The organism is Natrialba taiwanensis DSM 12281, assembly GCF_000337595.1.
Taxonomy (GTDB): domain Archaea; phylum Halobacteriota; class Halobacteria; order Halobacteriales; family Natrialbaceae; genus Natrialba; species Natrialba taiwanensis.
On record NZ_AOIL01000001.1, the window covers coordinates 63,895 to 84,951 of the forward strand.

The 21,057-nt window shown below is 61.5% G+C and carries 15 protein-coding genes and 1 pseudogene; 4 read left to right on the forward strand and 12 right to left on the reverse strand.

Annotated features, from left to right (window positions below):
• Positions 1-176 precede the first annotated feature (176 nt).
• Both C484_RS00235 and C484_RS00240 read right to left on the reverse strand, forming a co-directional pair.
• On the reverse strand, positions 177-824 hold the full coding sequence (locus tag C484_RS00235) for a hypothetical protein (protein WP_006823965.1): 648 nt from the start codon (positions 822-824) through the stop codon (positions 177-179).
• A gap of 319 nt (positions 825-1,143) precedes the next feature.
• Positions 1,144-2,430: an amidohydrolase gene (locus tag C484_RS00240; protein ID WP_006823966.1), complete on the reverse strand. Its 1,287-nt coding sequence runs from the start codon at positions 2,428-2,430 to the stop codon at positions 1,144-1,146.
• 235 nt (positions 2,431-2,665) lie between these two features.
• On the opposite strand from C484_RS00240, the gene C484_RS00245 reads away from it, so the two are divergent.
• Positions 2,666-3,862: an AI-2E family transporter gene (locus C484_RS00245; RefSeq protein ID WP_006823967.1), complete on the forward strand. Its 1,197-nt coding sequence runs from the start codon at positions 2,666-2,668 to the stop codon at positions 3,860-3,862.
• Between the two features lie 91 nt (positions 3,863-3,953).
• On the opposite strand, the gene C484_RS00250 is transcribed toward C484_RS00245, so the two are convergent.
• The 3 genes from C484_RS00250 to C484_RS00260 all read right to left on the reverse strand — a co-directional run bounded on the left by C484_RS00250 (position 3,954) and on the right by C484_RS00260 (position 6,632).
• Positions 3,954-4,343, reverse strand: a complete 390-nt coding sequence (locus tag C484_RS00250; RefSeq protein ID WP_006823968.1) for a Rid family detoxifying hydrolase — start codon at positions 4,341-4,343, stop codon at positions 3,954-3,956.
• Positions 4,344-4,367: 24 nt separating this feature from the next.
• Positions 4,368-5,750, reverse strand: a complete 1,383-nt coding sequence (locus C484_RS00255) for an aspartate aminotransferase family protein (RefSeq protein ID WP_006823969.1) — start codon at positions 5,748-5,750, stop codon at positions 4,368-4,370.
• Between the two features lie 129 nt (positions 5,751-5,879).
• On the reverse strand, positions 5,880-6,632 hold the full coding sequence (locus C484_RS00260) for a helix-turn-helix domain-containing protein (RefSeq protein WP_006823970.1): 753 nt from the start codon (positions 6,630-6,632) through the stop codon (positions 5,880-5,882).
• 203 nt (positions 6,633-6,835) lie between these two features.
• Between C484_RS00260 and C484_RS00265 the strand changes: the two genes are divergently transcribed.
• The gene (locus tag C484_RS00265) at positions 6,836-7,297 is read left to right on the forward strand and encodes a hypothetical protein (RefSeq protein WP_239640882.1); all 462 of its coding nucleotides are present in this window, start codon (positions 6,836-6,838) and stop codon (positions 7,295-7,297) included.
• A 411-nt stretch (positions 7,298-7,708) separates the two neighbouring features.
• Here the strand turns inward: C484_RS00265 and C484_RS00275 are convergent, their stop codons facing one another.
• From C484_RS00275 to C484_RS00290, 4 genes are all read right to left on the reverse strand, one after another.
• Entirely contained in the window at positions 7,709-9,103 is a 1,395-nt protein-coding gene (locus tag C484_RS00275; RefSeq protein ID WP_006823973.1) for an SLC13 family permease, read from the reverse strand.
• 147 nt (positions 9,104-9,250) lie between these two features.
• A complete protein-coding gene (locus C484_RS00280) occupies positions 9,251-10,588 on the reverse strand; it encodes a CoA-binding protein (RefSeq protein ID WP_049914932.1) in 1,338 nt (445 codons plus the stop codon).
• A 112-nt stretch (positions 10,589-10,700) separates the two neighbouring features.
• Entirely contained in the window at positions 10,701-11,258 is a 558-nt protein-coding gene (locus C484_RS00285; RefSeq protein WP_049914933.1) for a hypothetical protein, read from the reverse strand.
• 156 nt (positions 11,259-11,414) lie between these two features.
• On the reverse strand, positions 11,415-14,537 hold the full coding sequence (locus C484_RS00290) for an FAD-binding and (Fe-S)-binding domain-containing protein (protein ID WP_006823976.1): 3,123 nt from the start codon (positions 14,535-14,537) through the stop codon (positions 11,415-11,417).
• 350 nt (positions 14,538-14,887) lie between these two features.
• Between C484_RS00290 and C484_RS24810 the strand changes: the two are divergent.
• Positions 14,888-15,365, forward strand: a pseudogene (locus C484_RS24810) (universal stress protein).
• A 165-nt stretch (positions 15,366-15,530) separates the two neighbouring features.
• Here the strand turns inward: C484_RS24810 and C484_RS00300 are convergent.
• Positions 15,531-16,991 (reverse strand): YjiH family protein, encoded by a 1,461-nt coding sequence (locus tag C484_RS00300; RefSeq protein WP_006823978.1) that lies wholly within the window; start codon positions 16,989-16,991, stop codon positions 15,531-15,533.
• 579 nt (positions 16,992-17,570) lie between these two features.
• Between C484_RS00300 and C484_RS00305 the strand changes: the two genes are divergently transcribed.
• Positions 17,571-18,800 carry an FAD-dependent monooxygenase gene (locus tag C484_RS00305; protein ID WP_083867252.1) on the forward strand — a complete coding sequence of 410 codons (1,230 nt, stop codon included), beginning with the start codon at positions 17,571-17,573 and terminating at the stop codon, positions 18,798-18,800.
• A gap of 96 nt (positions 18,801-18,896) precedes the next feature.
• Here the strand turns inward: C484_RS00305 and C484_RS00310 are convergent, their stop codons facing one another.
• Both C484_RS00310 and C484_RS00315 read right to left on the reverse strand, forming a co-directional pair.
• Positions 18,897-19,220 (reverse strand): hypothetical protein, encoded by a 324-nt coding sequence (locus C484_RS00310; RefSeq protein WP_006823980.1) that lies wholly within the window; start codon positions 19,218-19,220, stop codon positions 18,897-18,899.
• Between the two features lie 156 nt (positions 19,221-19,376).
• On the reverse strand, positions 19,377-20,876 hold the full coding sequence (locus tag C484_RS00315) for an aldehyde dehydrogenase family protein (RefSeq protein ID WP_049914925.1): 1,500 nt from the start codon (positions 20,874-20,876) through the stop codon (positions 19,377-19,379).
• Between the last annotated feature and the right edge of the window lie 181 nt (positions 20,877-21,057).

Consider the following 21,057-nt stretch of genomic DNA (forward strand, 5'->3'; position numbering starts at 1 on the left):
CGATCGTCACATTCAGCTACGGCTGCGCTACAAACAGACGAGAGACGGTCTGAGAATCCTATCTACGAGACCAATTACAAATATTGACTACCGACCGGGTGTGTATATCCCGTGACGAACCGGGCGGAAGCGACTCTTTTGGGTGGCACCGAATCGAAGCGGGAATCGCGGGTCGCTCAGTTCGTCAATTCCTCGAGTTTTTGCGCGCGAGTCTCGGCACTCTCGTCTACGCGCGCCCCGAACTCGTCGACCCGATCCTTGATCTCCTCGCGCGTCGCCTCGGGCGAGAACCCGTCGGACATCGTCAACAGTCGCACGAACGCCCGGAGTTCTTCGTCGGTAAGCTGGGCAAACTCCTCGTTGTCGAGTTTCTCGATTACCTCGTCCACATCGATCTGCCCGACCGGGTCGACGTTGAACTCGACGTTGACCATCCGGTAGTTCGAGCCGGCCAGGCGCTGTTCGGCCTTGCCCACGCCCTCCGAAAGCATGTCCTTGAACGGCGTGTGATAGCCCATCGTTCCCAGGTGGAGGAACGCGAGCATATCGGTGATCCCCTGCGTATAGGCGTCTCGGTCCTCGTTGTCCGGGTCGAATACGGTTTCCCGGTCGCGTTCCTCCATGTATTCAAAGAGGATACTGAAGTCGAGAATCGCGTTTCGAACCCGACGCCGGATTCGGTTCCGCTTTTGTTTTTTCGAGTGATCGGTGTAATCCGTTTTCCGTCCGAGCAGGAAGTCGCGGTCGGAGGGTGTGAGTATGCCACGCGGCCGATCCGAGTCCGCTGCTGTTCGAAGGGACGCCGGCACATCGTCCTGGCTCATACCGGATACACAGAGAGCCCGCGAATTAATCCTTCTGATTCAGCCAACATGATATTCTAAAGACATTCTTGGCGGTCGGCGGCTCTCCTGGCAACCCAAGCCGTCACTGCGTGGTCGAGTTCAGTCGACCGATGGTTCTGTCTATTTATACGCTGTTGCACAAAGTCAGGCAGTATCGGAGATAAGGAACCGGGATGTGAGCGTCTACACCGAGTTCACGCAAGTGATGAGACGGCTGTGTTTCGCAGTACCGGAGCAGACGACAGCCTTCGGTTGCTGGCTGATGCTCACGAAACGGAGTTCACGATTATAGAACTCGTCACCGCAACGGGTGCCGGCGCGAACACTCGCGGATCGCATCCGACAGCACTCGTACGCCGAGCTCGAGACTCTCCTCGTCGATATCGAACGTCGGCGTGTGGTGGTTCGTCGGGTGATCAGTTCCGATGAGGACGTACGACGCGAGGCCGCCGGCCCGCTGAACCCGGTCCATGAGGTAGGTAACGTCTTCGCTGACGCCGAACTCCGTCGTTTCGATCACGTGGTCGACGCCGTCGACTGGTCGGGCGGCCGACCCGACGAGTTCACGTAGCGCGGGATCGCTGTCCGTTCGTGGTGACTCGCTGATAACCCGTGGCGTCACGTCGCAATCGTGCATCTCCGCGGCAGCGTAGAGGACGCGCTCGAGTTCGGTGCGCATGTACTCCATCAGCCCGGTGGTTTCACCGCGGACCTCGGCCTCGATCGTGAGTTCTTCGGCGATGACGTTGCTCGCGGTGCCGCCCTCGATGTAGCCGACGTTGACGCGGGTCATACCGTCGCTGTGGCGAGGGATCGCGTATGCGTTCTGGATGGCCGTTGCCGCCGCTTGCATCGTATTGCCACCTTCGTTGGGTGCCTTTCCGGCGTGGGCGCTCGCTCCTTCGAACGTGGCCGTCAGGTGGGCCATTGCCAGCGGTTTTTCGACGCCGGCGACGATTTCGCCGGTCGGGTGATCGAGGCCGATGTGCGTCGCAAACAGGTAGTCCACGTCGTCGGCGTAGCCGCCTTCGGCCATCGCCTTCCCGCCGCCGGAGATCTCCTCGGCCGGCTGGAAGAAGACCTTCAACGTCCCAGCAAAGTCGCTGTCTTTGATCGCTTCGATCGTCCCGAGTGCGATCGCAATATGGGCGTCGTGCCCGCAGGCGTGCATGTAGCCCTCGTTTGCCGATCGGAATCCCTCCACAGCAGGCCGGTGATCGTCTTCCGCCGACTCCGTCATCGAAATCGCGTCGAGATCAACTCGCAACCCGACGGTCGGTCCCGCTCCCCGTTCGAGAACGGCGACCGCACCGGTGTGGCCACTGGCGGTCCGCTCGAGAATATCCGACTGCACGCCCGCCTCGCGCGCCTGCTCGACCCAGGGCTCGAGTTCAGCGTCCGACGGGACGGCCATTCGCTCGTCGGTCGCAAGCGCCTCCCGTCCGACCGCGATTTCGTCCACGCCGATACGTTCGAGTTCGGACACGACGCGAGCCGTCGTCCTGAACTCGCGCCAGCCGGGTTCCGGATGCCGGTGGAACGCTCGCCGAAGGTCGGTTACGCTAGTGCGCACGTCGTAGGACATTCGTGACGCGTGTAAGCACACCGGATACTTAATAGTGGTCGGTAATCATAGACTGCTTACACACAATTAATGTATATCCGGCCAGAGTCATCGTCTCACTGCGTTAAAACAGCCGTTTCCGATCCGATTCTCGGCCGACACACGGGAGATCGATTCCTGAGAGTTTGCCGTCGACGCGGGTCGGTTGGCGTATCGTGGCCGTGGACTCATTTATCGGACTGTTGAATTACGTCTCATGCCAGATGAGCACAATCGTTCGGCGTGGATTCGTGAGCAGCCCGGCCTAACCGCACTTGCGCTGTTAAGCGCGCTTCTCGCACTGTTCGTTCTCCTGCCGTACCTCCAATTCGTCCTGTTCGGCGTGGTTCTCGCTTACATCCTCTTTCCGGTCCAGGAACGTCTCGAACAGTACATCAGGCCGACGATCGCGGCGATTACCATCGTCGTAGCCACACTACTCATCGTCCTGATTCCACTCATCTACGTCATCACGATCGCCGTCCGACAGGCACTGGATGTCGTCAACTCCATCAATCAAGGTGCACTCGATGTCGCGACGATCGAGGACGCCCTCGAGTTCAACGGCTACGCCGTCGACCTCGTCGAACTCTACCAATCGAATCAGGATCGGATCGCGACGGGACTCGAGCAACTCGCGATGGGAGTCCTCGATTTCGCCGGCAGCCTGCCGAGCCTGTTCATCGGGTTGACGATCACGCTGTTCATCCTCTTCGCGCTGTTACGGGACGGAAAGCGGCTTCTCGTATGGGTCCAGTGGGTACTCCCGGTCGACGACACGATTCTGGATGAACTCCGGACGGGGCTGGACCAGCTCATGTGGGCTTCGGTCGTCGGAAACGTCGCCGTCGCGGCCATTCAGGCGGTACTGCTCGGTGTCGGGCTTTTCGTCGCCGGTGTCCCAGCCGTTATCTTTCTTACCGTTGCAACGTTCGTTCTGACGTTGCTGCCGCTCGTCGGCGCGTTCGGGATTTGGATTCCGGCGGCGGCGTATCTCGCCGCAGTCGGGCGGGTGACCGCCGCCGCAGCAATGGTCGTCTACGGGCTGTTCGTCACCTTCTCGGATTCGTACTTCCGCCCTGCGCTGATCGGTCAGACCAGCGCTTACAACGCTGCTATCGTCATCGTCGGCATCTTCGGCGGGCTCGTCGTCTTCGGCGCTGTCGGGCTCTTTATCGGCCCCGTCGCCCTCGGCGGCGCAAAGCTCGTCCTCGATTGCTTCGCTCGAGAACGGACCGGTATGCCAACTCCCGACGCGCAACGGGAGCAGACAACACCCAGGGCCGAATCCGCGCCGGCGGCCGCCGAATCAGAGACGACACTCGACACCGCGGATGCAACAGCCGAAACCGAACTCGAAGAGTCGGAGAAAACGAACGCCGACACCGACACTGAGAATCGTTCCGAGGACTGAACTCGTCTCGAACCATTCCGCTTTCCTTCCGGAGTTCAGCCGTGTGGTATCGGTGTCGAAGGGGAGTCGACCGGTCGGTATTCGGCAGCGGTCAGCCGAGATACGCGGTCGCGTCCATCTCGACCCGAACATCCTCGGGAAGCCGCGAAACTTCGACGCAGACGCGTGCGGGCGGCTCCTCGCCGAACTGTTCGCCGTAGGCGGTGTTGACCTGTTCGTAGTCGTCGAGTTCGGTCAGGTAGACGGTCACCTTCACGACGTCGTCCAGTCCGTCGCCGCCGGCTTCGTCGACGACGGCGGCGATATTTTCGAGCACTCGGTTCGTCTGCGCCCGGATATCGCCGTCGACGGGGTCGCCGGTTTCCGGGTCGACGGGTCCGTAGCCGGAGACGTAGAGCGTGTCGCCGGCGTGGACACCCTGCGAGTAGGGATTATCGTTGCTCGGTGCACCGTCGGTTTCGATGGGGTCGGTGTCAGTCATGGGTTTCCTCCGAAGAAATCGAGTTCAGGCGGCCTGCATCGTGTCTTCGGTCGTGTGTTCGATCGCATCGACGACGATGTCGAGTGCCGTCGCCGCGAGGTCGTGTGTCAGGACGAGCGGCGGGAGGAGGCGGAGCACGTTCCCGTGGCGGCCGGCCGTCCAGACGAGGACGCCGTGTTCGAAGCAGTACTGCTGGATCGCATCGACGAGGTCGCCGTCCGGCTTGCCGTCGGCGTCGACGAACTCGGCTCCGATGAACAGCCCCTTGCCGCGGATATCGGCGAGCCGATCCGTTTCGTCGGCGGCTTCGCGGAGTCGTCCCTGGATGAACTCGCCGAGGTCGCGAGCGTGGGCCAGCAGGTCGTGGTCCTGCATGTACTCGATGGCGCGGGTACCGGCGCGCATGCCGACGACGTGGCCGCGATACGTGCCGGCGTGGTCGCCCGAGCCCCAGGTGTCGAGTTCTTCCTTGTACATCGTCGCCGAGAGCGGGAAGCCGACGCCGCCGAGTGCTTTCGCGGAGGTCATGACATCCGGTGTGACGTCCTCCCAGTCGCTGGCCCACCACTGGCCGGTGCGACCGAGGCCGCTCTGGATTTCGTCGAAAACGAGCGTGACATCGTTGTCGTCCGCGATATCACGCAGTCCTTGGAGGAATCCCGCCGGAGGGGTGACGATGCCGCCTTCGCCCTGGATCGGTTCGACGACGATGGCGGCCGGATTCGCCAGGCCGCCGTAGGGGTCTTCGACGATGGCCTGTACCTCCTCGAGTGCGTGATCGACCGCCGCCTCGGACGTCTTGTCCTGTCGGAAGGGGAAGGGATACGGCGCGTGGACGACGTCCGAGAGCAGTGGCGCGTAGTGTTTCTTGAGCTTCGTGTTCGACGTGACGCTCATCGCGCCGGTCGTTGCGCCGTGATAGGAACCGCGGAAGGCGATAAGCCCGTCCCCGTCGGAGTTGTACTTGGAGAGTTTGATCGACGCTTCGATGGCGTCGCTGCCCGTCGGGCCACCGAAGACGACGCGATTGTTCCCTTGAAGCCCGCTGGGTGCGATCTCATCGAGTTTCTCGATCAGTTCGAGTCGCGCCTCCGTCGGGAAGTCGACGGTGTGAACGAACTTGTCGGCCTGTTCGTGGACGGCCTCGAGCACGTACGGATTTGCGTGACCGACGTTGAGCACGCCGATTCCCGCAAAGAGGTCGATGTACGTGTTCCCGTCGGCGTCGCGAACCGTCGCGCCGTTTCCCTCCTCGAAAGCGATCGGGATATCGTTCGGGTAGGCGACCGCACTACTGTCGATATCCCGTTGTTTCTCGAGTAGCGACCGGGTTTTCGGCCCGGGGACGGAGTCAACGTTCGGTGCATCATCGAAGTGAAGCTCCTCGATCGGTGGTCCTGCCGTCATACGTCACCACAGGTGAAACAGATATTAATAACTTGTCCACAGTATCCATGTTTTGTGTATACAAATTCTGATCACGATATCTCTCGTCGACTCCTGTTTTGCGGCCGGACTACCGGCCGCCATGACCCGTCACTTGTGGGGCGGTTGCTGTTGACCGCGCTCAACGGGGTCGTTCGAAAGGAACGTCGTTGCAAGCCACGCTTCTGCACGCGTTAGTCGGTACTGGAGCGTCGAAACCGGGATTCCTTCAGCAGCAGCGATATCCTGAACTGAACTCTGGCGGGGTGTTTGATAGTAGCCGTATTCGACGCCTAACTCGAGTGCTTCCCGTTGCTTATGCGGCAGTTCGGACCCAGCAATCGCGTTTGTCTCCCAGTTCGGTGCCGACTCGAGTCGCTCGAACGTGAGTTCGAGTCCGTCACGGAGATGTTCGCTGAGCTCATCGTAAATCGGACTCATGGCTGTTTCGTCGTCTGCGAGAAGACGCCACTTGTACGTCGAACCGTGTTGCTCGGCGCGACACAATGCGCCGTCACCGAGATGTTTCGCTGCCAGATACGGAATCGATCGGCAGCCGTCTCCTTCGGATTGACGCGAATAAATCACTCGACGCGTCGGTTCCGTAGAGAGAACCTCGTGTGTCCAGTCGATCCGAGAACCGCCCATTCCACGGAGATTAGAACAGCGCGAGAGCCCCGTGAGCCGTTGGTCGTATGCCGATAGTGCGTCTCGTGACCCAGTCACATCATCCACGCGCCACATCGTCTCGGTAGTGGCATGACAGGCGACCGTTCGAGCATAGAGTTCAGAATGATCGATGAAGACATCCATCAGGTCATCCGCGCCGCTGTCGTACGTGACTGTAAAGGCGAACTCCTGCATAGGTGTCTATTCGAGTAGTATCGTCATGTATACTGTGTTTGGCTTCCCGAACGCCGCCCACAGCCAACGCTCCGATGTTTGCTCCGTCGACTCCACTCTCAAATCCTCTACTCGGTCTTATACTTAGATCCAACTAGTTACCCTGTGAGACAGTCACGCGACCGTGTGATGGGAATATAATCCCGCGCGAAATAGGGGAGTCCATGGCTCCATTCAGACGATTCTTGGTGATGCTCGGTGGAGCGATCGTCGCCGCCGCTGTCATGACGGTCCTTCTTGCGCCGCCGAACGCAACTTCCGGCGTACTGATATTTGGGATCATCTTGGTAGCGGGGGTTCTCCTCTCGTACGTCGTCGGCTATCTCGGTACACCGTGGAATAGTACCGCCTACCCGATGACGGAACCGACGAGCAACCCGGTCGAGGAGCCAACGGACGCCTCGCAGGCTGATGCCGAGGAGTTCAAATGGATGCTTCGAGAGGGCATCGGCGTTGCGATCGCGTCCCTCTTCGGGATGCTCTTTCTCATCTTGTTCTTGCTCGAGGAGACTGCACTCATCGAATCGCAGAATCTTACCGTCGGCGAGATCAGCGTTTGGACCGTTCTCCTCGTCCTCGCGCTGTTGCTCGTGGTGCTCGGTCTCTGGAGTTGGCGAGGCCGGTAATGTCTCACCTCTCTTCTGCTCGTTCAAAATAGTCTTGCCTGGCCACACGGTAACCTCACCTGGCCACACGAGGAGAGTTCAAAGAATCTAACAGACATATTCGATCACCTCTCCCATACATGATGTGTTTGACTCCCTTTCTCTCCGCTTATCCGACGGTCACTCGGACTGTGACGATCAGCCCTTGCTGTTCGTTTCGAGACTATCGATACAGCTTTTCGTTTCTCTCACGTCTTCCTCGTTACCTTCGTTCAACCCCTGTTTAGCATGTTTTCCCCCATCTCCCAAGTATCCGGTATCGTCCTTCTGTAGCCACTTTGCTATCAAGCTACTGAACTCGTGATCGCGACAACTATGTGAGATTCTGGTCATTTCTTCGTTGTGGGATCGATCCTCTATTCTGCAGCAACATTAATAAAGAATGTCAAATAGTCCGAACTGGATCGGGAGTAAGAGCACTATCGTTGCGGCTGAACAGGCGACCGTTGCGATGATGAGTTCCCGGGTCTCGATATCGCCCTCGTTCAGAATAACGATGAGTACCGCCGATTGATACGGGAAGAAGTACGAACTCAGTGCGGTAACTTCTGCGAGTAACACCGGTGTGACTGGGAGTCCTGCGGCCTCGATGTATGGAATCAGAATTGGTGTGAGGACGCTCGCGACTGCCAACCCTTCCATCAGAAACGTGAGCACGAACGTAATAAAGAAAACCGACATGAGAATTACTACGAGCGGTGCATCCGTCGGAATGAGCGCGAGGAGATACGTCGACGCTTCGTCGGTAAATCCCGTCTGGGTGAGCCCGTCGCCGATCGCAAACACCGCGGCGATGAAGAACAGGATCGAGAAATCCACCTCTCTGCCGATCGTCTCGAACTCGGCGATTCCGATCCGCGGAAGAAACGCCAGAATGACGACGACGATAGCGCCGATTACCGGATGAAATCCGTGAACGAAGTCCGTCGCCCAGATTCCCGCTCCGACGAGCAAGAAAACGAGCATCCGTCGTTCGTCTCTTCCATCGGAACCGGTCTCGTCGTCAGGGAGGGCAACGTTCGAACCTGCTGGCGGTCGAAAGAGGAGATAGACGATACCGATAACCAGCAGGACGCGCACGAATCCCAGTATCGGATACATGTGGAGCCACCACTCCGACCACGAAATCGTGTGATCGGCGATCGACTGGCTGAAACCCGAGATAATGATGTTTGGGAGGTCAGCAGTTAGAATCCCGGCTGAGCCGTAGAACGTGGCAAACAGCGGCCCGATGTAGAGCCCGACGCGCGCCTCTCGAGAATCGAACAGCGAACCGAGTTCTCGAAGGATCGGGGCGAGTGCGAGAATGCGGACGAGGGCTGACGGAACGAGGAAGGCGAGTGCGTGTGCGCCGAGTGAGAGTGCGAGCAGTAATCGTCGATAGGTGCGACGCGAGCCGACCTCGGTCGGGTTGCTGACACTTCTGGTCGCGACCCACCGCCCGACTCTCGTAGCAAGCCCGCTCTGGCGGGTTGCTTCCCCCATCAACAGTCCGAATCCGATAAGCCAGGTCGCGGGCTTTTGAAAGCCAACGAGCGCCAAATCCGTCGAAAAGGTCACGGCGATAAGGCCGAGTGCGATCAGGCCCGTGTACGACGGCGGAATCGGTGTGAGCACCCAGAGAACGATACAGAAAAGCGTAATCGAGAGCATCGTTGCCATCGCGGTCGAAGCCATAGAGAACCAGACCGCAAGACCGATACCAGCAGCGATGGGGAACGCTACCCTCGGTCTGCGGAGGATTTCGATCGCGTCTGACCGATCCATTGGTTTCTACTCGATAGTAGAACGGTAAAACTGTCGCGGTTTTGGAACCTCACTCCGAACCGGGGATTACTCGCTGACGATTACCGCCGTGGCCGACCGCTCGCCGGCACGACCGAACTGCTCGACAGCTACGATGTCCACCACGCGTCATTCGGCCCCCGAAATCGAGTCGAGCAGCGCGCCGACGGCCTGCGCACCGCGCTCAGGTGTGTCGAACGTCGGAATTCCGGCTGCCTCCATCTGTCGGCGCTCGTCGTCGAGTGCATGATCGGGGCCAGCGACCGTAAAGCAGATCGGTTTGTCGACCTCGGCGGAGAGCGTCTCGAGTTCAGCGACGGGATAGCCAAGCGAGTCCTCGTAGATTTCATAGACCAGCACGATGTCGACGTTGTCGTCGCGTGCAACGGCGTCGATGACTGCACCGAACTCGGGCATCGGTCGTCCCGTGTCGACCGGGTTTTCCGTGTACGTGATGCCCGGAAGGATGTCGTCGAGTCGCTTGCGGGTCTCGTCGGTCAGGCCCGGAAACGTCGCCGCGGTGCCTTTGAGGAAGTCAGTCATGATGATTCCTGGCCCGGCCTGGGCCGTGACGAGACCGACATTTGGACCATCGGGCGTCGGCGAGTCGGCAAGGGCTCTACCGGCATCGAGCAGTTCGGTCGTCGACGAAACGGTCACCAATCCGGGCTGGTCGAAGCCGGCCTCGTAGATGGCATTGTCCTGTGCCGGGGCCGCCGTGTGCGCTTTTGCGAGGTCCGCGATGTCGTGTTCGCCGACTTTGAACGCGACGACCGGCGTCTCGGCAGTTTGGCAAGCCTGCAGGAGTGCGTCGACATCGTCTGTCCCCTCGACGTGCATGACGATCGCATCGGTCCGCGGATCGTCGTCGAGCGCCGGAATCACGTCGGCAAAGCCCGTGTTCATCCGGTTGCCGAGGCCGAACATCGCCGAGATGCCGTACCCCTCGCGGGTCAGTTGAAACGACATGGTGATCCCGACGCCGGCACTCTGGGTGACGAGACCGACGTTTCCGGTCCCGACATCGCGGATTCGGGGAACGAACGAACCGTATAGGCCCTTGTGGGGAATCGCGTATCCGGCCGTGTTCGGCCCGAGAACCGTCATATCGTACGCCGCTGCGGTCTCCGCAATCGCGTGCTGCAATTCCGCACCGTCGCCGCCCATCTCAGCAAATCCGCCGGCGAAGATCACGGCCGCCTCGACGCCCGCCTCACCGCACTCCTCGATCACGTCCGGTTGCAGGTGCCGGGGCACGCAACACAGTGCCAGCTCCGCGTCGGTCTCCCGCACCGAGTCGACGAACTCGTAGCCGAAGACGGTCCCTGAACTCGAGGGATTTACGGGATAGATCTCGGTATCGGAGGCTTCGACGTTAGACATCGCATCGTTCCCGAGCTTTCCCGGCGTCGCCGACGCACCGATAACGGCGACGCCATCCGGATCGAAGAGAGCGGGTAGGCTCATACTGAACTGCAGCGAGTATTGGACCATAAATGGCGGGGATTTTGTGGTACCACCTAACGCGGTTCGCTCTATACAACCCCCTCTTCTCACTCGCCCTCCTCTCACTCCCCTCTCACTCTTCCTCCCATTCTTCGTAATCGAGATACTGCCGTCCCTCCGGCGTCTCCGCGAGAATGTCGTCGAAGATCGCCGCTTCCGTCTGGAACTTGTGGACGCTATGAAGCATCGTGTTGTGGAACTCCGAGAGCAAGTCTCCGTGCGTCTTGAAGAACTCGTGCACCCAGCGTTCCATCTCCTCGTTGGTTCGGAACTGCGCGATCGCGTGCCAGTGGTAGTTGCTGTCCGCAGTGAAGAACATCAGGATATGCGGGTCGTTTACGAGCGCATCGTAGCATGACCGCCAGTTGTCGTCGAAGTTCGGAAAGTCGAACGCGATACGGAACAGATAGTGCCGGAAGATCTCCCGGTTCGGCAAGATTGCTTCCCGGAAGATCTCCTCCTCGGACATCGTATGAAGGATTTCGTTAACCCGGTTGTGGGAGAGCGTGATCCCGTACTCCGATTCGAGGATCCGGCTGAGTTCCCGCGTCGACGCCGTCGGGTAATCGACTCGCGCTTTGAGAATGACGATATCGCGTGGGGATACGTCGAGCGAATCGGTTGTCGTCATCGTGATTTCTCCTGTGAGTGTTATCATAAAAAGTCTACCTACTCTCGAGGTTCCGCCGCGTAGTCGAGATCCGGAACCTGACGACGAGGGCTGCTGGCCGACAGCCGGCGACCGACGGGTGCTGATCGGAATCTGATCAGCCGCCGCCCCGCCCTCCTATCGCGCCACAGCGTGCGCGAGGAGTTCAACCGGCGTCGGGGGTTCCGTGCGGTCCAGCGTGCTGCCGGCGAACGAGCTGTCGGCGGGGACCGGTTCGATTCGCCCGTCGCCGAGTTGCGTTCGGCAGGACGTTCCCGGGGCAGTGACAACGTCGGCGCCGCTGTCTTCGATCTGCTCGAAGAGGATATCGCCGATCGAGCGGCTCAGCGAGTAGTGTTCTGACTCGTAGCCGAACGTGCCGGCCATGCCACAACACCCCGAGTCGAGCGGATCGACCGCGTACCCCGCCCGCCGAAGGACGCCGACGGCGTGGTGATCCTTCTTTTCGGCCTTCTGGTGGCAGTGACCGTGGTACGCGAGCGACTCGGCGGGGGACTTCCACTCGACGTTCTCGTCGAGTCGGAACGTATCGACGTACTCGCAGATGCCGTAGGAGTTCGCCACGAGCGATTCGACCGCTCGGCCCGAGCAGAGATCGAGGCTATCGGATTGGAACATCACGGCGTCGGAGGGTTCCGCGAGGACGACGTCCCAGCCGTCACGAACGCGCGGCTCCAGTTCCGCGATGTTCGTCTCCATCGCGTCGCGCGCGTTGTCGACGAATCCCTTCGACAGCGCCGGACGGCCGCTGTCGGTCCGGTCGGCCACGTCGACGCGGACGCCGGCGGCTTCGAGAACGCGCACCGCGGCCTTGCCGACTTCCGGGTGGCTGTAGTTCGTGTACGTGTCCGCGAAGAGAACGGCTTTTCGTTCGGCACCCGCCGTGTCCGCCCGAGAGGCTCGCTCCGCCCGCTTCTTCGAGGCGGCCTCGCCGCCTCGCTTCTCGAACCAATCCTGTAGCGTCTCGCGGCTGAACGCGGGAAGTGATCGATCGCTCGCGATTCCGATTGTCTTCTCTGCGATCGCGCCAGACCCCGGCAACGAGTTCAGCAGGTTCGAGACCGGTGCCATCGCGCTGCCGACGGCGGCGAGCGTATCGAAGTTGGCGAAGAGCCGGTCGCGAAGGCTCGCACCGTGTTTCCGGTGGCGCTCGTGCATGACCTCGGTTTTGAGCTTCGCGACGTCGACACCGCTCGGGCAGTCTCGCTTGCAGCCCTTGCAGCCGATACAGAGATCGAGTACCTCCTCGGCGAACTCGTCGTCGGTCGGGTCGTCGGGCAGGTCGCCGCTCATCGCCTGTCGAAGGAGGTTCGCTCGGCCCCGCGTGGCGGTAATCTCCTCGTCTGCGGCCCGGTAGGTCGGGCACATGACGCCGCCGGTGGTCTCCTGGGACCCGCGACAGCCGCCGCAGCCGTGACAGAGTTCGACCATGCCCTGCATGCCGTTCTCGTTGTTCCAGTTCATCGACGGTTCGAACCCGGCGTCGTACTCGTAGGCGTCGTCGTACCGGAGGTGCTCGGTCATGTCGTGGTCGCCACAGACGTTGCCCGGGTTGAGCAGCCAGTCGGGGTCGAACGCGGTCTTCAGGTCACGGAACGCCTGCCAGAGGTCGTTGCCGTAGAGCTTGCGGTTCCACTGGGTACGTGCGTGGCCGTCACCGTGTTCGCCCGAGACGCTGCCGCCGAACTCGACGACCATATCCGTTACTTCGTCCGCGATGGTTTCCATGTCCTCGCGGTCCGTCGCGGCCTTCGTGTTGACCAGCGGGCGGACGTGGAGGACGCCGGGGCCGGCGTGGGCGTAGAACGCGGCGTCGTCGTCGCGGTCTTTCTGGGTAAGCAGCGTTTGGAAACGCTCGACGAACTCCGGAAGATGCCCCGGCGGGATCGCACAGTCCTCGATGAAACTGATGTGCTTTTCGTCGGAGGTACGCGAGAGGAGGATCGGCAAGCCGGACTTCCGGAGCGTCCAGAACATGTCGCGTTCGGCTTCCTCGTGTGCTTCCAGTCCGGCAAACGCGAGCGTTTCGTCGATTTCCGGGCGCTCGGCGGGTGGTTCCGCCTCGGTATCCGTCCCCGGAACTCTATCCACGAGGAGCCCAGCCGTCTGCTCGCGCCCGTGTTCGTCGTCCTCGGCGTAGAACTCGATCAGCAGTCCCGCCTCGGCGTCGGCCGGAACGAGCGACGCCGCCTCCTCGAACTCGGTCGTCTTGCGGGCCAGCCCGAGGAGCACGTCGTCGATGAGTTCGACCGCAGCCGGCTCGTGTTCGAGGACGTGCTGCACGTCGGTCACGGCGTCGAGGACGCTCTCGTAGAACAGCAGCGAGACGGCCTTCGTCTCGGGGACGGGTTCGAGCGACACCTCGGCCTCGGTGACGACGGCGAGGGTCCCCTCGCTGCCCGCGAGTAGCCGCGCGAGGTTGACCGTTCCGCTCTCGGCTTCCTCGACGAGCACGTCCAGGTTGTACCCCGAGACGTTGCGCTTCAGGTCGGGGAACCGTTCTCGTACCTCGTCGCTCTCCTCGTCGATGATCCGGACGAGTTCAGCGTACACCCGCTCGAGGATGGTTCCTTCAGAATCGGCCGCCCCGCGAATCTCGTCGACGGCCGTCTCGCCGAGCGTCGCGACCGTTCCGTCGGCCAGCACGACCTCGCATTCTTCGATATAGGCGTCGGTCTTGCCGTAGACCAGCGAGTGTGCACCCGTCGAATTGTTGCCGATCGCACCGCCGATGACGCTGCGGTCCCCAGCGGCCGGATCGGGCGCGAATTTCAGCTCGTACGGCGCGAGTTCGTCGTTGAGTTCGCCGAGGACGGTTCCCGCCTGGACGAGCGCCGAGCGCGCGTCGGGATCGATCGCTTCGATGCCGTCCATGTAGCGGGTGAAATCGAGCACGACGGCTTCGTTGACGGCCTGTCCCGCGAGACTCGTCCCGCCGCCCCGCGGCAAGACGGGAATCTCTCGCCGTGCACAATAGGCGACGGTTTCCGCGACGTCGTCGGTCGACACTGGGAAGACGACGCCGATCGGCGTCATCTCGTAGGCGCTCGCGTCGGTCGCGTACAACTGACGCGTGTAGGAGTCGAACCGAACGTCGCCCTCGAGTCGCCCGCGAAGATCGGCGACGAGCGTGGGTCGATCCACCTCGCCCGCAACGAACTCGTCGGCGGCCCGTTGATCGGGTATTTCGTCGCTGGCATCGTCTCCCGCATCGAATACAGTATTTGAACTCGCAGTCATCCTCAACTGATCACTTCGATAGGCCATCACACGTTTCACAACGATAAAGCGTTCGACAGCGCGCCGACCAAGTCACTCGTTCCCCGGCACGCTGTCTCGGCGACTACCGCTCTCGAATCGGTCGAGTCTCTCCCGCAGTGGGGCTGAACGGTCGGGAATCTCTCGTTTCACCCCACCTCTCAGTTCGGTTCGATCGACATGACGGTACGCGAAACAAACAGCTATATGCCTGAGGCGTGCTAACTGCTATCGATACGACCAGTGGTCAGTGTCCTGCATCGACACACCGAACGAGTGCAGCCGAGCGCAGTCACTCGACTCACGGTCTCCGTTCCAGTCTCACCCGACCTATGCAAACGATACTCCTCTGTGCCGATACGGACGGCGAACGAATCACCGAACAGGTCGACTCAATTACGAGCCTGCCGCTTGAGCAGGATCGCGTGCGGGTACTCGTCTCTCACGTCTTCCGGACCGACGACGACGAGGCCGACGCCGCGAACCTCAAGGCGGTCCAGTACGCTACCGCTGAACTCGAGGCGACGGGCTTCGAGGTCGAGGTGCGTCATACGGTCTGCTGTAACGATTTAGCGGCGCAACCGCGCCCGTCCTGCAGTTGCGCCGGAAATGACTTACAGCAGTCCGTATCAGTCGAGCGGGGATGCCGTACAGAACATCCTCGAAACGGCTACGGCCATCGATGCCGACCTGCTCAGTATCGGCGGCAGAAAACGATCCCCGACCGGAAAAGCGCTGTTCGGCAGCGTCGCACAGCAGGTGATGCTTCGATCGGATCGTCCGGTCCTGTTCTCCACCGCCGGCGAGTAAGCGGGTTCGGTCGCCGGATTCTGAACTCGACGGTAGTTGTCTAGCGGTTACTCGTCCGAGTTCAGACAGCCGTCGTCGTTTTTCGGTTCTTCGTTTCTTCGGTTCTGAACTGCGTGGGTTCGTCTTGTGCGTCCTCGAACGCAGATTGCCGTGTCGTGTTCGTCATCACAGGAGGCCGACAAACGCTGCAGCGTGAACCAGGGCTGCGGTGATCGGAATGAGGAGGGCCGTTCGCATGACGAACAGCACGAAGAGGTCCCGGAACCGGATCGGAATGTCGTCGAACATGTCAACCATCATCGGGGCCGACGCGGCGAAGAAGATCGCCTGCGAACTCACGACGATCACGACGAACGCTTTCGTGATCACGTCGGTGCCGACGACGAGCGTCGCGGCGATGAACATCTCCGCGCCGCCGATGATGATCGCCGAGGCGGCTATCTGCGGGTCCGGAATACTCAGGGCCGCCAGGACGGGGACCAGCGGCTGCGAGATCACTTCGAAGACGGACGTGTACTCGTTGAGCGTCACGACGGTGATCCCGATCGAGAGGATTGTTCCAAGCATCATCGCCGTCAGCTTCATCCCGTCGATGAGTCCTTCAACCGCGGACCGCGGAATCGAGGCCCCCTGTTCGGCGGTTCTGACCGCCTCGTTGAACGCGAACCGGATGTAATCGCCGACCGAGCCGCGGAACTCCGGTTCGGGATCTGGGGTCGCGACGTACTCGTTTGGAACGGTCGACAGCGGCGGCACGCGAACGAGGATGACCGCCGTTGCGATGACGCTGATCAGGTAGAGGAAGACGACGATCGGGAAGATGTGCAGGATGTCGAGCACGGCCGCGATCGCGCCGACCGTTCCCAGGTTTCCCGTCGCGAAACAGGTGCAGATCGCAAAGACCTCGCGTTTGTTGTAGCCGCCTCGGTCGAAGACGTTTCGCGTGAGGTAGTAGCCGATACTGAACGACCCGAGCCAGGACGCCGCGCTGTCCAAGGCCGCGCGGCCGGGGAGGTTGAACAGGGGCCGCATCACCGGCTGAGACAGCGTGCCGACGAACTGGAGGCCGCCGAGTTCGGCGAGCAGGTTGACGAACATCGCCCCGATCGGAATCACGAGCGCGATCGTCAACAGGAGGCCGCCCCAGACGACACCGGAGGTATTGTCGCTGAGAAGCCATTCCGGGCCGGTTCTGAGCAGGATCGGCGCGGCAACGACGATTCCGAGCAGCCGAAGCACCCAGAATACCGTCGAGGTCTGCCAGTAGTCAAGTTCCAATCGATCGACAAGTTGTTGATCGATCGTCACGAGTCCCTGATAGTGAAGCATCGAGACGCTCGTCAAGAGACCGCCGCCGAGAATCAAGCCGAACGTAAATACTTCCACGAGATACGGGTACGACTCCTGAATGAGACCGACGACGACATCGAGCGGGATCGTCGTCTGTCCGTCCCACTCGATCGGAAACAGAAAGAAGAACGATCCGATCCCGAAGGCGAGAATGAACCGTAATAACGGCTGCGGACGCTTCTCGATCAGCGTCACGTTGTCGATCGTTTTGTCCTCCGGCTCGGCGTTCTCTCCGGACATGTGTTCGTCACTCTCCCACGCGGTCCTCCCGAACATGGTCCGAGGGTATTTTTCATTAACAATAAAGTCACCGATCATGAGTGGTTGTTACTGACCAACTCACACCAATAGTGTCGTTTCGTCACACATTGTCTTCTCACGCCGAGCCGATAACCGGCGTCGAACTGGTCGCACGGACAACCGATGTACTCGATCCCGGTCGTGAGTAACGGCGAACGCGTCTCCGTCCGACCACGGATTACAATTCTCGTTAATAGGGACGGAATCTGTGAAATCGGTATCTAGGTAGAATTATTTTGAATTTTTGTAATACACGCGTCGTATGTGCGCGGATATCATCCGAGAGCAGTTACCATCGGACAAACGGTCAGATTTTACGCACATACCGCTGTAACGCACAGGGTGTGACTCGCTCGGGCCGCCGTGGTGGGACTCGGCCCGTTCTGACTGTAGAACGCCGTCACTGGTCTCGCCTTCCGGTTGGCCTGCGCTGGTCACTGCACGTACCCATGGTCGCGTGCGTGCTTCGAACCTCGTCGGCAGATGTCTCCACCCTTACTCGGACGCAGTGAGCGACCACAACAATTATCATGGTTTGCCCCAACCACTCGTAGTATGAGCGGTGATACGACGGCATCTCCCGTACTGATAGCCGGCGCTGGACCGGTCGGAATGAGCGCAGCACTCGCCTTACACGCGCGAGGAATCGATGCAACGATTCTCGAAGCCGAATCTGCGGACCGAGATCGTTCCGGCAGTCGCGCCATCTACGTCCACGGGTCCACGCTCCGGACGCTCGAACGAGTTCATCCGGGGCTCGGTACCGACCTCGTCGACGAGGGGCTCGTCTGGCCGACGCGACGCACGCTCTTCCGGGGTGCGGAAGTGTTCAGCCGAACGTACGACTCTCCCGGCGGTTCGGGTGACATTCCACACTTTACCAGCGTCCCGCAGGTCGTCACCGAGGACTACATGCACGACGCGCTTGCCGAGGCCGGCATCGACATTCACTGGGATGCCGAGGTCACTACCGTCGAGTCCTCACCCGACGGCGTCCGCGTCGAAACGGCCGACGGCCGCGAATGGCGCGGCGAGTTCCTGATCGGCGCGGACGGCGGCGGTTCGACCGTTCGCAAGGAGATCGGCGCGAACTTCGAGGGCGACCAGTCCGAGAACGCCTTCCTCATCGCCGACATCGAGGAGATCGAAGACGAACAACGCGAACTCGAGCGGGTGTTCCACTACGACGCGCCCGCGGCCGATGGCCGCAACGTGTTGCTCGTCCCCTTCACCGGCGGTTGGCGACTCGACATTCAGTGCATCGAGGGCGACGACCCCGAGGAACTCAGCAGCGAAGAGCGGATGCGCGAGTTCATCCGCGACATCATGGGCGAGCGCTACGAGGACAACCTGCAGTGGGTCTCGAGTTACTACTTCCTCCAGGTGATGGCTGACACCTTCATCGACGACGACCGCCGGGTGCTGCTCGCCGGCGAAGCGGCGCACCTGCTCGCGCCCTTCGGTGCTCGCGGGATGAACTCGGGCATTGCCGACGCGGACGAGGCAGCTTCGGCGATTGCGGCTGCTATCGATGCGAAGACCGACGCGGTCGTCCGCGACGAGGTTGAACTGTACGCGGCCCGGCGCGAGAAAGCCGCCGAGTTCAATCTCAACGCGGCGGGACAGGCGCTCGAATACCTCCAGGGCGAGGATCCGGTGACGGTGTTACAGAAGGAGGCAGCGGCTTCGCTCGCCGACCAGTTCGAGACTGCGGGCGAGTGGCTCGACGACGCCCCGTACGGTCCACACGGGACGCCGCCGATCGTGTCGACCGGGAACTACTGACTCCCGAGTCGTCATCGGTTCACCGAATACGCGGACCGTTACACGTTTTCACAAACTCGTCACCGTCACTCCAGAGACGCCGATACCTGGACCAACTCAGACGAGTTCAAGTTGCTTGCCGACCCAGTGATCGCGCGCAGCCAGCACCAACGCCTTCTCATCCGCGAAGTCGGTCGTCTCCGCGACGAACTCGTCCCACTCGCCCTCCGAAACGGTCTCGAGTTCGGCCGCGGCGTCGGCGGGACTGGGACTCGCCGCAACCAGGTCATTGAACGAACTGAACTCGGTGCGGGCCTGGACGAACTCCGCATCGAACAGGTCGGTGAGTGGAATCTCGGTATCGGGGTCGTGTACGTCCGCGGCGGTCGGAAGGTCGTCACGTCGTTCGGCGGCTGCTCTCACGTCGCTTTCGAGTGCCATGGACTCACTTGGCGGTCGGGTGTTGTAAATCCATTCCATTATCGCCCGCGTCGACCCGGCTCGGGTACCGCCTCGCGTGCCAGCCCGCTGCCCCGTGAGAAAGCGGGCCCGCCGACCGCCCGTTTTTCGTCGTCCGTTCTGTCTTGTGCTCGCCGATCAGAACGGGAACTCGCGGGGTTCGTGCTGGAGCGAAATCCACTTTTGCTCGGTGATCTCGTCCAGGAAGGCCTCGCTATTGTAGCCGCCGACACCGGAGGCTCCGGTGCCGCCGAACGGGACGTGCGCCTCGTCGTTGATCGGTTGGTCGTTGACGTGGACCATGCCGGTCTCCAGCTGGTCGGCGATTCGTTTGCCCGCGCCGACGTCGCCGGCGTGAACCGAACCGGACAGGCCGTACGCCGTGGCATTGGCGAGTTCAACTGCTTCGTCGACGGTCGAGAACGGGATGACCGGCGCGATGGGACCGAAGTGCTCGTTGCAGGCGGCCGGCATGTCGTTCGTCACGCCCGAGAGCACGGTCGGCGCGACGACCAGCGAGTCGTCGACGCCCTCCAGTTCGACCGTTTCGCCGCCGGTTTCGAGGGTCGCACCGGCGTCGATCGTCCGCTCGACGTACTCGAGCATTTCGTCGCGCTGGGACTCGTCGATGATCGGGCCGACGACCGTCTCCTCGTGCGCGCTGCCGACCGGTAGACGCTCGGCGCGGTCGGTCAGTTTCGTGACGTACTCGTCGTAGATATCCTCGTGGACGAGGTGGCGATTGATAGAGATACACACCTGCCCCTGGTGGACGAAGCTCCCGAACGCGGCGGCGTCGACGGCTGCGTCGACATCGGCCGCGTCGGTGACGATGTGGGCGTTGTTGCCGCCGAGTTCCATCGCGGGGACCGCGAGGTTCTCGCCGGCGGCCGCGGCGACGCGGCGACCGACCGCGGTGGAACCGGTGAAGGCGACGACGTCGCTCTCGGGGTGGCTCGCGACGCGATCGCCGATCTCGGAGCCGCGGCCGGTGACGACGTTTAACACGCCTTCGGGCAGTCCGGCGGCTTCGAACAGGCGTGCGAACAGGAGGCCGCCGACGATCGGCGTGTTCGTCGCGGGTTTGAGGACGACCGCGTTGCCCGCGGCGATCGCCGGCGCGACGGCGCGCATCGAGAGGTTCAACGGGAAGTTCCACGGCGAAATCACCGTGACGACGCCCTTGGGAACGCGCTGAACGATGTTCTCTTTGCCGGGAACGTTCGACGCGGCGTGCTCGCCTTTCATTCGGCGGGGCAGCGTCGCCGCTTCGGCGGCTTGGTCCGACGCTAGCTGGAGGGACGTTTCGCCCATTCCCCGCGTCCCGCCAGCCTCGTGGGCCAGCAGGTCGATGATCTGCTCGCGATGGTCATCGAGCAGCCCCAGCATCTCCTGGACGACTTCTTGCCGTCGGGCCGGCGGCGTTTGTGCCCACTCGTCCTGCGCCTCGGCGGCCGTCTCGTAGGCCGCATCGACGTCGGCCTCGGTTCCGGCCGGCACCGTCGCGACGGTCTCTCGCGTCGACGGATCCGCCACGTCGATCGTCGTCCCACTCGCCGCTTCTCGCCACTCTCCGTCGATGTACAACTGATCCCAGTCCGCATCGATGCCGTACGGAGACTCCATCTGTTGCCCCATACCATTCCATTCGGCGGCAAGCAGATCAATGTTTGCAGAGTGGACACCGGTGTTACCGGCTCAACGGCGGCTCTATCTGGATATTGAGATTTCGAATCTCGCGTCGCGGCGGCTGGCTGGAGACGACATATCCCGACACTGAACTCGGAACTCGAGCTCCCAGTCGAATGCGACGGTGAAC